This is a genomic window from Nitrosococcus oceani ATCC 19707 (assembly GCF_000012805.1).
Classification (GTDB): Bacteria; Pseudomonadota; Gammaproteobacteria; order Nitrosococcales; family Nitrosococcaceae; genus Nitrosococcus; species Nitrosococcus oceani.
Genome location: NC_007484.1, coordinates 751,530 through 766,877, shown reverse-complemented (window position 1 = coordinate 766,877; position 15,348 = coordinate 751,530). Strand labels below are relative to the sequence as shown.

Annotated in this window: 11 protein-coding genes; 2 read left to right on the top strand and 9 right to left on the bottom strand. The window is 52.2% G+C overall.

Annotation, left to right across the window (positions count from 1 at the left end; all coding sequences use genetic code 11):
* Nucleotides 1-20: 20 nt before the first annotated feature.
* The 9 genes from NOC_RS03895 to NOC_RS03850 form a co-directional block, all read right to left on the bottom strand.
* On the bottom strand, nucleotides 21-4,607 hold the full coding sequence (locus NOC_RS03895) for a hypothetical protein (protein ID WP_002812204.1): 4,587 nt from the start codon (nucleotides 4,605-4,607) through the stop codon (nucleotides 21-23).
* Between the two features lie 2 nt (nucleotides 4,608-4,609).
* Nucleotides 4,610-5,407 (bottom strand): hypothetical protein, encoded by a 798-nt coding sequence (locus tag NOC_RS03890; RefSeq protein ID WP_011330461.1) that lies wholly within the window; start codon nucleotides 5,405-5,407, stop codon nucleotides 4,610-4,612.
* Nucleotides 5,394-6,803 carry a hypothetical protein gene (locus tag NOC_RS03885; RefSeq protein ID WP_002812529.1) on the bottom strand — a complete coding sequence of 470 codons (1,410 nt, stop codon included), beginning with the start codon at nucleotides 6,801-6,803 and terminating at the stop codon, nucleotides 5,394-5,396. Before NOC_RS03885 ends, NOC_RS03890 begins: the two co-directional genes overlap by 14 nt.
* Before the next feature lie 473 nt (nucleotides 6,804-7,276).
* A complete protein-coding gene (locus NOC_RS03880; RefSeq protein WP_011330460.1) occupies nucleotides 7,277-10,552 on the bottom strand; it encodes an AAA family ATPase in 3,276 nt (1,091 codons plus the stop codon).
* 11 nt (nucleotides 10,553-10,563) lie between these two features.
* Nucleotides 10,564-11,820, bottom strand: a complete 1,257-nt coding sequence (locus NOC_RS03875; protein WP_002812956.1) for an exonuclease SbcCD subunit D C-terminal domain-containing protein — start codon at nucleotides 11,818-11,820, stop codon at nucleotides 10,564-10,566.
* A gap of 88 nt (nucleotides 11,821-11,908) precedes the next feature.
* A complete protein-coding gene (locus NOC_RS03870; RefSeq protein ID WP_011330422.1) occupies nucleotides 11,909-12,406 on the bottom strand; it encodes an IS630 family transposase in 498 nt (165 codons plus the stop codon).
* A 1-nt stretch (nucleotide 12,407) separates the two neighbouring features.
* A complete protein-coding gene (locus NOC_RS03865; RefSeq protein WP_011330421.1) occupies nucleotides 12,408-12,740 on the bottom strand; it encodes an IS630 transposase-related protein in 333 nt (110 codons plus the stop codon).
* Nucleotides 12,741-12,965: 225 nt separating this feature from the next.
* Entirely contained in the window at nucleotides 12,966-13,196 is a 231-nt protein-coding gene (locus NOC_RS03855; protein WP_011330458.1) for an AAA family ATPase, read from the bottom strand.
* Nucleotides 13,197-13,510: 314 nt separating this feature from the next.
* The gene (locus NOC_RS03850) at nucleotides 13,511-13,981 is read right to left on the bottom strand and encodes an AAA family ATPase (RefSeq protein ID WP_011330457.1); all 471 of its coding nucleotides are present in this window, start codon (nucleotides 13,979-13,981) and stop codon (nucleotides 13,511-13,513) included.
* Between the two features lie 224 nt (nucleotides 13,982-14,205).
* Between NOC_RS03850 and NOC_RS03845 the strand changes: the two genes are divergently transcribed.
* A complete protein-coding gene (locus NOC_RS03845) occupies nucleotides 14,206-14,508 on the top strand; it encodes a HigA family addiction module antitoxin (RefSeq protein WP_211138772.1) in 303 nt (100 codons plus the stop codon).
* A 198-nt stretch (nucleotides 14,509-14,706) separates the two neighbouring features.
* Entirely contained in the window at nucleotides 14,707-15,279 is a 573-nt protein-coding gene (locus NOC_RS03840) for a recombinase family protein (RefSeq protein ID WP_011330455.1), read from the top strand.
* Nucleotides 15,280-15,348 lie beyond the last annotated feature (69 nt).

The window sequence follows — 15,348 nt, the reverse complement described above, 5'->3', positions numbered from 1 at the left end:
GTCGCGCAACGGCATGGGGCTCATCTATCATTCTCGGCCGGCCGCACCTCCTTACGGAGTTCGGCTACCTGCACCGTGTCAGCCAAAGTGCTGGTCTCTTCATTATTCTCATCAATAATGACCCAACCGCCGAAACCATTAAGGCTGGTAATGACCTTGCCCAAGAGCAGTACGGGAAATACATCGAAATCGTTGGTGTATTTCGTATTGTGTATCAAGCCAATCAACTGGAACCGCCCCCGAGTATTACGAATACCGCTCATGGCTTCCCGGATAAGCTGCTCATCAGATAGATCCGAGAACAGCCCGTCAATGAAGAGAATACTCTGGGCCCGCTCTCTCGCACGCCGACGCGCGGAAACGCGCGAGATAGAGCCTTGTAGTTCCCTGGATATAGCAAACTCCGCTAGCCGGATAATCCACTGCAAGGTCATGGCCGTGCGCTGCCCGCTGCTGAGACTCCGAGTTAAGGATCGTGGACGCTCATCGTTTCGAATATGGGGACTCACATACTTAACCGATGGCGATCTAAAAATACGACGATAAGTGTTTTGCCGGATGAGATCACGAAGCCGGCCACGGTATTGATCGCCGCTCTCGGTATTTTCCATCCCCCGCTTTTGGCGCTTCTTACGTGCTGCTTCCTCTTCATCAAGAGTGGAAATTATATTTTCTATCAGCGCTTCGGACTCCTCACGGGAGATCATATCCGCCGACACTTGGAAATGTGCCGACTCATTGCCGTGCTTTGCCCTGGCCACACGTTTAAACAAATCCAGATTGTCCTGTGCCGATTCAATGAAGTAACCAATCCGCTTGGTCACCAGTGAGCGGCTCTCGCTCTCAGCCTCCGCGGCCTGCTCATATAGAGATCGTTCTCGCTCATAGATCTCACGGATATCCCGAGCCATGGCAATAACGAGTTGGGTGCCGCTCAGATCTCGAACCGTCTGCAGTCTCTCTCGTTCAACATCGCCTAACCCTTCATATTTGCTCGCTTGATGGACTGACTCAAGAAATGTATTCCTGTGATTGTCACTCTGATTTTTCAGCCTACGCAACTCCTGCAGATCCCTTTCAATCTCCAACTGACTTAGCAGATCCTGGAGTGTTTCAGCCTGTCGAACCACCTCCGCCAAGTCATAGCCTCTTTCGACAGCCACCCGTAGCGAATCGGCTTGCTGAAAAATCTCATTGGATTCCAACTGTTCGCGATCAATATCCCTGCCCGGCAGATCGAGAGCTACCCTAGACGCTGGTTGAAAATGCTGCAGGGCCAACTGAGCTGCCTGATCGACGGCTTTCATCGCATCGTCCAAGGGCTCGCAGCGCGCAATTAACTCGTCCCGCTTCCCGGACACACGAGCAACCTCGGTCCTCGCCTGTTTGAGTTCGCCCTTCTTTTTAGCGATCAACTCATTGATATCCTCTCCCGCTTGTGCCCGTTGGATTGCAGCCAGATATGTTACTGCCCGGACTAGATTCAGGCGGTACTCCTTGCGGGCATTTGCCCGGTTCAACACTTCTGCCAGTTCCTGCTCCCGGCGTGGTGCCGACTTAAGGAACTCGACACCTCCTTGAATTGAGAACTCCTTCGCCTGTTCCAGTAACACCCGAAGATCAGCAGGGTAAGCTACCTCCAAGCGCTGCTGTGCCCCACTCACTTCCTGTACTAATGCTTCGCGCTGAGTTCTGTTCTGCTCCTCCCTGCGCCGAAGGTCGTCCAGCCGCCGTTTCTGTTCCTCTAGGTTGCGGATGACCTCATCACGTTTCCTTTGACCACCGAGTCGGTCAAACTCCTGAGCTGCCCGAATAGCATTCAGTGATTCGTCCGATGCGCGCCGTTTCAAGATCGGTAGACGGTCTTCGAGGGTCCTCAGATGCTCGCTATGTCGCGTTAGCTCCGATTCAGCATTGGCCTCGACCGCGAGTTGTGCCTTACGGGCCAGTACGATCAAGGGTGCGCTTTCGGCCGTAGCCTTTAACCGGCGCTCGATCTGACCTGCCTCTTGAACCAAATTACCAATGAGACTATCCAAACGTTCCTTCTCGCGTTCCACGAGACCCGGATCTAGAAGGCAGGCGACAGCCCTGGTGGTCACACCGGCAATCAGCCCGTAGTAAAAGTCCTGGTCCTTATCAGCCTTCAAATCCCCCTCCCTTGCGAAGGACTCCAAGGCACCAACCATAAACACGGGGATCTGAACGTCATGTTCGGCAAGACATGCTGCTGCCGCAAGGGCTGCGTCGTCTGTTGCCACCACCGGTGCAAACAGGACCGCTGAGAAACAGGAAAGCACTCCCCTCCGCCGATCGCCATCCAAACCCATTGCTTCGATGGCCCGATGCAGTGGGCTAAAGGGGACATCGGCTGCGTCAAGGTAGTCCAATGCCTGCCGGGCAGAAGGGTTGGCTGCAACCTGTTCTTCCTCAAGGTCCTGACGCTGGCGTATTAGCTCGGACCTTTCCCTTTCCACCACTGGCTTACGCGCCTGGAGCTTGGCTCGCTTTTTCTCACATGCTGACAACCAATCAGTTGGAGAGGAGGCCCCCGTCTCACTGTAAAACCGCATCAGATCGTCCGCCATTGATTGGAACCTCGCGATCTTCTCACGCGTGGCATTGATATCTGCTTCAGCCTGTACCTTTTCCTGAACCACCCGATTATCCAGCCGGGTGGGAGATTCATTGCCAAATTCCTTAGCATAAGTCCCGAGGGCTCCATCCAGCCGATCAAATCGCTCCGCCTGAGTCCGGTAGCTGGTGGCTGCCGACTCTCCCTCTGATGCCTTGGCGTGCAGGGCACGGCCTTCATCTTCTGCCTGTTCCTTCTGCCGGCTGGCTTCATCCAGGTGTTGGGCGGCAATTCCCTTGGCTTCCTGGTGTTGCTGGTGAACTATTTCTGGATCGGGCTCCTCTGGAAATCGACGGATAAAGTCATCCCATTGCGGCTTCCATACCTCGATACGAGCTTTTTTTCCTAGAAATTCCATCCGTGCTTGGTCAGCTTTTTGGTACTCAATCACCACCTGTTCTGCCGTGCGTCCCGGATCGCTCCATTCCTCTTCGGTGAATTCACCGCTGGCCTGCACATCTCTATAAGCGGCCTCATCCTCTTTCATGCGCGTTTGTTGATCGCGCAGCCCATCAAGTTCCTGAGCAATCGCACTGCTCCGTTCCTGCTGGGCACTCAAATCACGTCCTAACTGTTCGATATCGTATTCAAGCTCATTTCGTTCAGTGCGATAGGGGTTACGGTGCGCGGCATCACTCAAAAACCACCTCTCCAGATCCTCGAGCAGACCCAATGCCATCTGTCGAGTGAGACCATTGGCCCACCTGCTACTCGATTCCACAAGATCACGCGCCACGGCCGGAGTGTACGAATTAGGTTTTAGGCTCGAGCGCTCACCGGATGAACTATCACAGGGTATTACAATAGCTTGTGGAATTTTGCGCCCTTCTGACCGAGCCTCATGGGCACGCTGATTTAGAGCTCTAACTGATTCTCCGGTCAAGCCTGCGATGCCAGCATCAAGAACCCGATAGTCCCGATTTCCCAGTTCAATGATGATGCTGGCCTTTAGTCTATCAATAAGATCCTTCCCGCTCGGTGATTCAGGGATACCCGGCAAGGGCTGTTGTTGGACTAAATTCTGAAGTAGCGCAACATCTTGAGCCATGCGCGTTCGCTGCTGCTCATACTGTCCTTGCGCCTGCTCCGCCTCCGCCGCCTTCCCTGCATTTTCGTCCAGAACACCTAACACCTCTTTCACTTTTTCCAACTCAATCTTTTTGCGAAGGGTGTTATGGCGCGTGCGAATCACATCCATCACCGCATTGAGGATGGTATCCTCTAACTCATGTTCGCCTTCTTCTCCTTCTCGATCCATGAGCCCGGACAATAACTCGGGGGCGATGATTTCATAGAAGAAGGTGACATCATAGTTCTCGCCCTTGCGACTCTTTAAGGCAAACAGCTCGGCACTCTTGTCGCCACCCCCTCGCTTTTGATACTCCGCTTGGCGCCGCATGCTGACGGGAGAAACATGCAAACTTAACTCGGCAATCCAATCTTCCCGCACGGGGTTATGCCGATTACGTTCCGCGGCCTTTAGCGCTGCGCGAAATTCTTGGTTAGGTAACAAGGCCACCGCCCTGGTGGTTGTATCGGCCACCGGTACTTGCCCTAGACTGCCACGGTAGTAATAGAAATTGATGCTTCCTGCAGACCGATAGCCATACATGCCAAACACCCAGGTTTCCTTGCCGCCCACCGGTGACCCCTGCTGGACGAAAAGATCATCGTGTACCGTCGCACCCCGCTCAGGGACGACAAATTCAATCCGAATGTGCGAGTAGTAGCCATCACGCTCCGGTGCCATCTTTTCGCGGGTTCTCGAAATCAGCTGCGGATCTCGGGTGAGCAGAGCAAGCCACGCCTCGACATTGCTGGTCTTGCCTACTCCATTTGTCATATTCAATGCCGTAGACTGACCATGGAAGTTGAAGGTCACAGCACGATAACGTGGTTCCCATATCTCCGCTTCTCCCTCGCCATTGAGGTTGAGAAAATTAGCGATCTCTATGCGATTGATTGTAGACATGGTTACTCCGTTTCCTTCATCCCTGCTTCCTCCTCTTCTCCTTTCTCTGCTACCGGTGCAGAGAGGTTAACAATATTGGACAGGGCATCCTCATCCGGAAGGATGTGCTGCAGGGTCCGGCTAAAGTTTTGGCGGATCTCCACAGCACCCAGTAAAGTTTGTTCGTAAACGCCGCTGTCAGCACGGCTAAGCAATCCAGAATCCACCATCAACCCTAGAAACATCCGGACCCGTTTGGGAATATCCGTGCCGCGCTCATCCGTTAGGATCTGGTAAACACGTTGTTCTGCCCCCGTCTCAAGACCAACACCCCGGACACGTTCAATGTGATCTCGCACGCACTGAATCAGAGTCTCCTTTTCAAAGGCACTATCCAGGTACCCCGAGACTGCCGACACCGCCCGCCCCTTGTGGCTGTACAGTAGCGCCAAGTGAATAAGCCAGATATGCAGATACCAGACTGCCGCTACCTCGCGGCTATCATCCCGCAACTTCATGCGCCCCATCACTTGTTCAATCGAAAAGTATGCTGGAGGCGCAGCTTCCAGACTGCGTGCAAGTACCCATACTCGGCCACCCGTGGTGATACCCGGCATATCCGTATCCGTAAATTCGATCAGATCCAAGCCTTGAGCGGCAAGAAAACGATTCATCTGTTCAAGACCTTCAGTGCCGGATTCGATTAAGATGCTGGCCAGCTCACTTTCATTGCGCCGCAAATTGCGGCTACGCGGGCGCGATTCAATGCACCGGTACCGCATGAGAAAGGCATGCAATTGTCCCATATCATTTAAGTCCATTGCTCTCTCCTTGTTTCTGAACCAACCGCATTTCGATGTCATCTCCCGCCAACCAAGTGCGTCCTTCCACATGGGCATCCAGGCTACCTGGCTTGAGTGTAAGCTGGATGGCGTCGCTGCCACAGCCCAGCCACGAAGGGGCGCTATAGATACCGACCAGTTCAGTCAAATGGCACTGGCCCGCAATCTTTGCCCAGCCCATTGTGAACGCTGTACTGAGCCGTACCGGGCCTGCTTTCAAGGCAGTCAACATTGCCTCGCGGTGTTCGTGAACAAACAGCTCCATAACTGTTCGTTTTCGTATAGTGTTAGTGTCTTCCCCAAAAACCTTCGGCTGACTGATCTGGTGCCGATCAATTTCCGCTCGGAGAATACCCTGCATGTCCTCAGGCGCACTGAAACACATTTGCGGCAGCCATGCCCAAAGTTTGCCGGCCAGCATATCCATTAGTGGAAATGAAGGCGCCTGAAACACGAACGCCAGTGCCACCTTCTCGAATGGAATAGCCCCAACCACCTCACGTTGTGTGCCAGTGACCTGATGAAGAAAGGCAGAGAAACGACGGCTCAAACGCTCAACCGTCTGCATAAGTTCATCCAGCGTTCGACGTATCACTCCGAGATCCAGTCCCATGTCTTCATTCTGATCTAACCATTGATTAAAACGCTCTCGTACATCCACGGTTCCCAGGTATTCACGCGCATTCTGTACAGCCGTTTGAACCTTACGAATGGAATCGAGGTACTGATTGCCGCGATCAAGAAAATGCACAATGACGTCGTTTTTTCCTGGCTGCTCCATGGTCCGGGTGATTTCATGTGCAAACGCTCGGATCGACTGCCCAAGAGAAGCACATTGCCGTGGGATGTCATGGAATTCTCCATACTGGAGCGCCGTCATCAATTTGTCTGCATCGTGATGAGTATAGAGCCAATTGTGTGACACCTTAGCCAAGGTAATGGCCAAGCGGCCCCGCTGAGTCAGACGACACAAGTCCGTCTGCCCCCGGGCCGATCGACGCTCAATCAGTGCTGTGTCTTTTGTACTGGCAACGCGCAGTTGCCTTTCGGCCGACTCGTCTTTTAGAAAATAAATCTCAGTCGGCGTAGACAGATAGCTAATGATCAGCTGAATATCATCGTCCTTCAGGTGCCGGTATCTACCACGAATATTTTTTACGAATGGCCCAATAGAATTCCATCCTTCGTTGGTTTCCAGGTCGCATTCATCGAGGTAGGAAAGTAAATGGCATGCCAGATGTAGCCATACTCCGTCACGCCGTCCTGTCCGCTCTTCCTTAAGAGTAGTGGGTGTAACCCCGAAACTCCGTGCACTGTCATGGAGGTCGACAAACCGGAACGCTGCAGAAAGATAACTGATCCAATCTTCGGTCACTGGCTAACTCGTTTGATTACAGTTCATGTACACAGATTTTCACCGAAGTTCGCAATTCCCCCGCCTGTTCAACAACCCCTGAATGGCGAGTAAAAAGGATAACCTGTAAGCTTATGGGCAAATCATTGGGATTAAACATGGATGTTTAATGACCCCCTCGCGAGCGTGCGAGCCAACATTGCTTGTTTTTTGCCATGAATTGACGCTAGCATGGGCTTGTTCGCGGAACCTAGGGCGGGTGGCACTTCGAAGCTCATCTACCGGCACACCTTCATACCGTTCGAATTCATGCAGAGCACTGTCGAGATAGATATCGGCAACATGAAGAAACCTATGATGGATATTAACCAAGCGTAGCGAGAACGACTATCGCATAAGGTGCTTAGTGCTTGCGACGCCCCGGCCAGCTCAATCATCCAGACTTAGCGGCCTTGTCGATACTGCGACGTAGGCCATCTATCAACACGAAGTATTTAACCCGCTTCTTTGGCCCATTTTGCAGCACTCAACCCACCGCATCCAGGCCCCGATATCTTGCTCCTGCCACCGGTTTGAGGTGTTACCTGGATTTGGGAGCTAATCCGTTCTTTCAAGGCAGGTACGTGTGAAATGATCCCGATCAGCTTGCCATCCTGCTGCAGGCCCGCAAGGGCTTCTAAGGCGGTGTCGAGGGCTTCTTCGTCCAGGGTGCCGAAGCCTTCATCCAGGAACAGCGAGTCCACCCGGACATTCTTGCTGGCCATATGGGACAAACCCAGCGCCAGGGACAGGCTGACGATAAAGCTTTCACCGCCGGAAAGGTTCTTCGTGGACCGAATCTCCCCAGCCTGGTAATTGTCAACCACGTTGAGCTCCAGGGGCTGAGCCTCGTCACGGACTAGCAAGTAACGGTCAGTCATTTTCCGCAGTTGCCGGTTGGCATGGCCAACCATCACTTCAAAGGTCAACCCCTGGGCAAAATTGCGGTACTTCTTACCATCTGCGGAGCCGATTAATTCATGCAGGTTCTTCCACCTGCGACATTCTTTTTTCTGGGCTTCGATAGCCCCTTGCTTCTCCTTTAGCCGCTCTTTGGCAGCCATATTCTCACTGAGCTTATGCTTAAGACTGGCAATGATATCTCGCAGCTCTTTCAGTGTGTTTTCATACTCCTTGGATTGCGACTCCAGTTCCTCAATAGATTGGTCAGTAACCTTTTTGGCCATTTCCGTAGCCAAGTGCGTTTCCCGATCTTTTTGCCTAGCCTTGAGGTCCGTTTGGCAATCATCCAGATCCTTGGCCGTAGTCACCAGCTCAGCCCTCCGCTCTGAAGACAATAGGGCTGCCAGATACTGTTCTTCATTTGAAAAATCCACGGACACAAGTGCTGCGAAGAATTCTGTTTCCAGCCTACTCAGTTCCGGCTCTCGTTGGTCAATGCCTTTCTTCAACGATTCGACAAGGGCCTTCCCGGTTTTCCATTGTTGCTGGAGTTCATTGTGCTGCTCTCTGACCCACCTTTCGACGCCTTCCGCATCAGCAACCGCCTTGTTCAAGCAGCGCTCCTCATCGTCGGGATTCTTGCCGCCGTACAGTGCATTTCGCTCATCACTCACGGTGGCGAGTTCCTTCTTTAAGCTCTCCAGGCGCTTCAGCTTTTCGGCCAGAGCGGTGCTTTGGGTTTCAATGACCGCATCCAGCCGTTTCACCTCGCTGTCGAGGTCGGTAATCTGTTTCTCAATATCCGCCTTTTTCTTGACCTGGGCCTGCCACGCCTTCAGTCGTGCTCTGAGGATTTCGGGTAGTAATGAAATATCCGTTTCAGGGATGTCCGTGATACCAAGGGGCAGAAGTTTGGCAGCAACGGCCTGCCTGCGTTCAGCAAAATCAGCCCGGAGTTTTTCCAAGCTGTCCGTCACTTCGGCAAGGGCTTTTTCGGCAACCTTCCTGCCATTAGCTGCTGCTGACTCCTGTTTTTCAGCCTCCGTCAGGTCCTTATGGGCCAAGCTTTCAGCTTTTTCGTGTTCCTTGATGGCGGTTTCCTGATCCTCGACTTCGCTGATCAGCCTGGTCAACGCGTCGATCTTCTGTTCGGATTCATCGGCAACAGGGACATTGCCTGCCGCGAAGGGATGCTCGGTTGCGCCGCAAAGTGGACAGGGCTTGCCATCTTCCAGTTTTGCCCGGTGATCTTCAAGCTCCGCTATTTTCGCCAGGAAGGCCATTTCACGCAGCAGGGTTTCCTTCTCGGTGCGGTATTCTCGCAATAAGCGGTTCCCCAGTAGCTGGCTCAAAGCATCTTTGCCCTGCTGAAGCTGTTTGGATGAGTCCTCCAGCGCCTGCTTCCGAAGGTCAGATTGCTTCTGACAATCGTCGAGTGACTTTGTCGCCTGTTCCAAGGCTTTCGCGGCCTTATCCTGGTCAATCTCTTTTTGATGGATTTCATTTTGCCTGGAGAGTAGGCTGCTCACCTGTTCTTCCACACCAGCCAGGCCGCTGATCAGCCATTCATCCTGTGCATGCTCCTTGAGGTAGCTGTCAACAAGTTCCAGATTCCCGTGAGCCGTGGAACGTTTTTCCTGCTCCTCAAGCCGGGCTTGTTTGTCTGTATCAATCTTTTCAAGATCCTGTTGGCAATCCTGTTTATCTTCTGCCGCAGTTTTTTTGAGATTGGCGAGCTCCTGATCCAGGGAGCGAACCTTCTGCAAGGTAGGTGCGGCAACTTTTAGCTCTTCTTTGACCCGAGCGGTTTGTTGCTCAGCCGATTTTAGTGACTCGGCCTGCTCCTTGGCGGAGGATTCCAATCCAGGAAGCGCTTCTCCCTCAGCTTTCAAGGCTTCTCTGTCCTCCACCTGCTGTTTGCGGATGGCTGTGAGCGTTGCGTATGCGCCGTCCAGTGAGGCAGCACTCAAAGCCCGGTTGAGCTTTTCACGATCCGGTCTGAACGCCTCGATATCGTTTTGCAGCTTGCGCACCTCATCGGCCAGGTTGACGATTTCCTTCTTCAGACCATCGATGGTGGTGAGCCAGGCCATGGCCTGCCCAGTGTCGGCGAACTTGGCGGTAAGGTCTGCCTCTTCCTTCCGCTTTATCTCAAGCGTCTGCCCAATCTCTTGTTCCTGTTCCGGCTCAAGCATCACGATGCCTTCCGTTTCAGCCTGAAGCAGGTTCAGTTTTTCCCGCTCTTCCCGTTGGCGCTCATGAACACGGATGGAAATCTGGCTGTAAATCTCCGTGCCCGTGATCTGCTCAAGGATCGGCGCCCGCTCATCCTGCACCGCTTGGAGGAACACGGCAAAGCCGCCCTGGGCCAGTAACATGGAGCGGGTAAAACGGTGGAAATCCATACCGGTAGCCGACTCGATCTGGTCCGCGACCCCTCTGATTTTGGATTCGAAAATCTCACCGGAATCGGCATTGGCAATTTCGTGTCTCGGAGCCTGGAGCTCGCCATCAGGCTTCTTGCGTGCCCGGTGCTGGCTCCAGTGACAGCGGTAACGCCCAGTCTGGGTTTCGAAGGTCACCTCTGCAAAGCATTCGCCGGTCTGGCGGGACATAATCTCGTTGCCACGCTTAGTGACCTTGTTTAGGCGAGGCGTCCGCCCGTAAAGAGCCATACAAATGGCATCGAGAATAGTCGTCTTGCCCGCGCCAGTAGGGCCTGTAATGGCGAAGATGCCATCAGACACGAAGGCTGGGTGCGTCAAGTCGATTTCCCACTCGCCGACCAGTGAGTTCAGATTCTTAAAGCGTACCTGCCGTATTCTCATCGCCGGCCCATCTACTGCGCCTGCACGTCGTCTTCATAAAGAGACGAGAGCGTTTCCCGGTAGACCCTAAGCAGCTCCGGCCGCTGGTCTTCAGGCACCTCATGAATGGCGAGACATCGTTCGAATACGTCATTCACGTTCAGATCGTCGAGCGTTTCCTCTGCATGGATTTGTCCCAGCATGCGGTCGATGATGCGGTTGTTCTTTATTCGAAGGATTTCCATTGGGGTGCCGGCAATCGCAGCCTCAAGGCGCTCGCGCAGGTCGCCGACCACTTCGTCACCTTCGTAAATGACTTCGAGCCAGATTCTTAATCCATTGGGGGGGCCCATTGCCGACAATTCAAGGAGGCGGCTTGAAATACCACCCCAGTCTCCCTTGATGCGCTCGAGTTTTTGAAACACCGGCACGTCGATCAGTTGTACCGATGCAGCCCTGCTGTGACCCTCTATAGGATCAAAGGCAACCCGACAAACGCTCTTCTGCTGTTTTGCCTCGCCGAACCCCATGGGCAGTGGAGAGCCGCTGTAGCGCATGGTTTCGGAGCCCTTCACCTTTTGCGGGACGTGAAGGTGTCCAAGGGCCAGGTAATCAAAGCTCGCCGGGAAAACCTCGGCTGTCACATGGGCCAGGGAGCCCACATAGAGTTCGCGCACACCATCGCCATCGACGGTTTGTCCGCCAGCGGTGAACAAATGCCCCATAGCGACGATAGGAATATCGCCTCCAAGTTCCTCGCGTTTCTGTTCTGCTAGGGCAGCGACGGCGGCGTAATGAGTGCGGATACCATCAATAAGCTTGCGCTCCTTGTCCTCGACGCTCTCACCCGCTTCCGCCACCCGAATATCTCTGTCGCGCAGGTAAGGTACCGCACAGACAATCAGTTCTGGAGCGTCCTGTTCATTCCTGAGCACCAGTACTTCCTCTTCCAGGTCAGAAGTCGTGCTTCCAACCACGTGGACATCAAGGGCCTTAAGTAGCTCCTTGGGAGCATTGAGAAAGGACGGTGAATCGTGGTTTCCCGCGACAACGATAACGTGCCGACAAGATGAGGCGGCCACCCAACACAGGAACCTGTAATAGAGCTCCTGAGCACGATGGCTCGGAGTGCTGGTGTCAAAGACATCACCTGCCACCAGCAGGGCATCAATTTCATGCTGCTGAATCGTCTCCGCCAGCCAGTTCAGAAAGGCTTCGAACTCCTCATAGCGTTTTCTACCGTACAGGGTACGCCCTATGTGCCAGTCGGATGTGTGAAGGACTCTCATTTGGTGGCCAATGCCTTCATCTCCTCAAAGTGGCGGTCATCGTCCTTTTGAATCAAGCAAAGTAGGTCATTTATAGCTAAATCTATAATTACTGATACGCTGCAACGATATTCTCAAGGGTTTCATGTTCGTTGTATTCTCTGATTTTTTTGATATTTCCGAAGTCTTTTTCTATGGGGTTAAAGTCAGGGGAATAAGGGGGGAGGAATAAAATTCCCGCCCCTGTTTTTTTGATGATTTCACGTGAAGAAACGGCTTTGTGGAACGGAGCATTATCCATGATGACAATGTGGTTGCTGTTGAGCAAGGGGCAAAGCTCTTTTTCCAGCCATGCATTGAACACAGCCGTGTTACAGGTTCCCTCAAATAGAAACGGCGCTTCAAAGCCTTCATCCATACGGGCGGCCAATAAAGAGGTTCGCGGTCTGCGATGACCGGAGATCAGACCATAAACACGCCGCCCCTTTGGAGCGTAAGCGTAACGACGGGAAACCTCCGGCTCAAAACCGCTTTCATCAAGATAGACAAATCTTTTGCCGCGGCGGCGATAGCGTTCACGAAGGCGAAGAAAGCTCTTTCTTTTCATATTACAGCGCTGCGTGTACCCCGTCATTTTTTTTACGGGTTAACCCCATTTTGTGCATCGCATGCCAAATACAGTAATACGAAACGCCAAAATGCCGGGCGCGTTCTTTATAGGTGAGAGCAGCCTTGTCTTCCACATGGACCCGTAAAGCCTCCCAGTCCAGCTTGTGTGAACGGCGAGGGCCGGGACGCTCGTAACACAGCGCATCATCCTGCGACAACCAGCGATAAATGCTCGCGCGGCCTACCTGAAATCTCCGGGCCGCTTCCGCCTTGCTTCCACCGCCCCTTACAAAATCGATTACTCGTTTGCGCAAATCAATTGAACATCTCATCACAACAGTATGAATGAATATAACACAAATGTCTCAATATTTATAAATTTAGATATAATATCTGCTTTGTTTCAGTCAAAATTGATGGATCGTGTTCCGGATCAGACATCTGGCCTGCATGAGAGTAAGTATGAAGAAATCTGATAATTCTAGCCTTTTTCGCAGCATCAAAATCGATAAGATCGAGTTGCTGTCGCAGTTCTCCAGCGTCTTTTGTCCTGTCTTTCATGAATCCAATTCACTCAGGTTTTTAGCTGGTGCGCCATTACGGCTGATTTGATAACCATTGCCTTGAATTTCAAAGGTGAACTCCTTTCTGCCAAGATAGGAACAAATATTGGCATTCAATTCATCGGCAGGTCTGCGGTGTTCCTCAATATCTTTCTCTATCTTCCGAATTTCAGTTTTTAACGCGGCGGCTTTATTGAAGGCCGTCTGAAGAGCGTCAGCGATCACATCGGCCTCATTCTTTTTCTACTGATACTCCGTCAGACTTTGCGCAACCAGAAATCCTTCTATTGCTATTCTCGCTGCACCGATCTCTGATTGAAAATTATCGCTCCCTTCATTGTGCCTGCTAATCATCTTGTTTAAAAAAGACAATCATTGGGATGATCCTTTTTTTTTATGCTTTACTAGACCATCCAGAGAGCACCTGGTCGTTCTTGAGAGCTTCTATGATTGAAGAAACTACTGTTTTCTTAAGCAAAGCAACGACTTGATCGGTTAATTGCTGGGTATCAGGGTAGCTAAACTTGAGAGGTTGTAATTTATCCTGCGGGGCCGACTTCTTTCTTCTGTTTCTGTACAGCAAAATCAGACTCACTCAAAATCTTTGCTTTTTGCTCAGTAGCAGAAAGCTTAAGCAGCTCATCATACTTTACCTGGTACGAGCGCTTGTCATAATTGTTGTAAGGATTATTTCCACCAGATGAGCTCAGCAAGTCTTTGATGGATTTAGCCCGCTCCTTTTTGAAATCATCAAGAGCCTTTTCTGACCGGTGCTTTTCGGTATCTTTTTCGCGATCTTCTTTCTCGGATTGGTCAAGGTCGCCCTTGAGCTTTTCAACCTGTTTCTGCTTCTCGATGTTTTCTTCGCCCGAGAAGAAGATAGGGGCTACTGAGCCATGACTGGTAAATACATTGTCTTCAATAAAGACTTTATTGAAGACGCGGACTTGAGGAAGCCCTTGAGTCGTTGAGAGAGCCGCACCATCAACCTTGCGGCCGGATATAACCAACCCGACTTCACCTTCTTCGATTGCGCTTCTCTTTTCGATTTACCGGTGCCATTCCAGCCATACAATAAATTCTTTTCTTTAAAACCGACAAGATGATCCAGCCAAACAAATTATCGGAATACGCGATGATTTTTTATTTTACCTATTTTTTCAATGACCACTCTCAGCTGCTCATATCGAATTGGTCAATTATATTGATTACCACTAGAGGAAACAACGCTATGATGATTAATCCTCCGCACCCTGGCGAACTACTGCGCGAAGACGTAATTGCCGAGCTTGGCTTGACGGTGAAAGAAACCGCTGATCGGCTGGGAATATCTCGCGTAGCGCTATCCCGCGTCCTGAACGGTCGAGCAGCGATCAGCCCTGATCTTGCTTTGCGCTTGGAAATGGCCGGTGTTAGCACCGCCCACACCTGGCTTGCCATGCAGGTGAACTTTGATCTGGCTCTGGCCCGGCAGCGCTCTCATCCGCCGATCCGTGCTTTACAATCAGCTGAGCAAACAGAGCAGTTGCGTGGCTAACTTTTTTCTACTCCCACAGTAGATAAATGAAACGTAGCGTCAGACAGCCTGAAGACAACGAGGGTTTGTTTTACTCGCTGCCCTGCCCCGCTGTTTGCTTGCTTGTCGCGGCCAGGATAGGCAATTTACTGAGTAAAATAATCTACGTTAATATAAAAGTCTGATTATCGCGTTTCTTTACGCAGGGAGAGGCAAATCATGAAAATCGGCTATGCGCGAGCATCCACCCTGGATCAAAATCCGAGCTTGCAACGGGATGCCCTGGAGGCGGCCGGGTGCGAGAAGATGATCGTGGATCAGATCAGCGGTACGGTGGCGAAGCGGCCGGGCCTGGAAAAGGTCAAAGAGCTGTTGCGCGAGGAGGATACCCTGGTGGTCTGGCGGCTGGATCGGCTGGGCCGCTCGTTGCGCGATCTGATCGAGCAGATACGCACCCTCGATGCACAGAGGGTGGGACTGCAAAGCCTGCATGAGTCGATTGATACCACCACGCCCACCGGCAGGCTGACCTTTCATCTGTTCGGGGCCTTGGCGGAGTTCGAGCGGAATCTCATTCAGGAGCGCACCCAGGCGGGTCTGGCAGCGGCGCGGGCGCGAGGTCGCTTGGGGGGTCGGCGCAAGTCCCTCAATTCCGATAAGCGGGCGTTGGTGGTGTCTCTCTATGAAGAGAAGAAATTGCCGGTCACGAAAATCTGCGAGATGATGGGGATTTCAAAGCCCACTCTCTATAGCTATGTCCGGGAGGCGCAAGAAAAGACCAATAGAGTATGAGTTGTGCTAACCAAAATCCTTAGCGTGTATTTTTACAGCGAGCTGGGCGCTACCCCATTCCTGTATTAT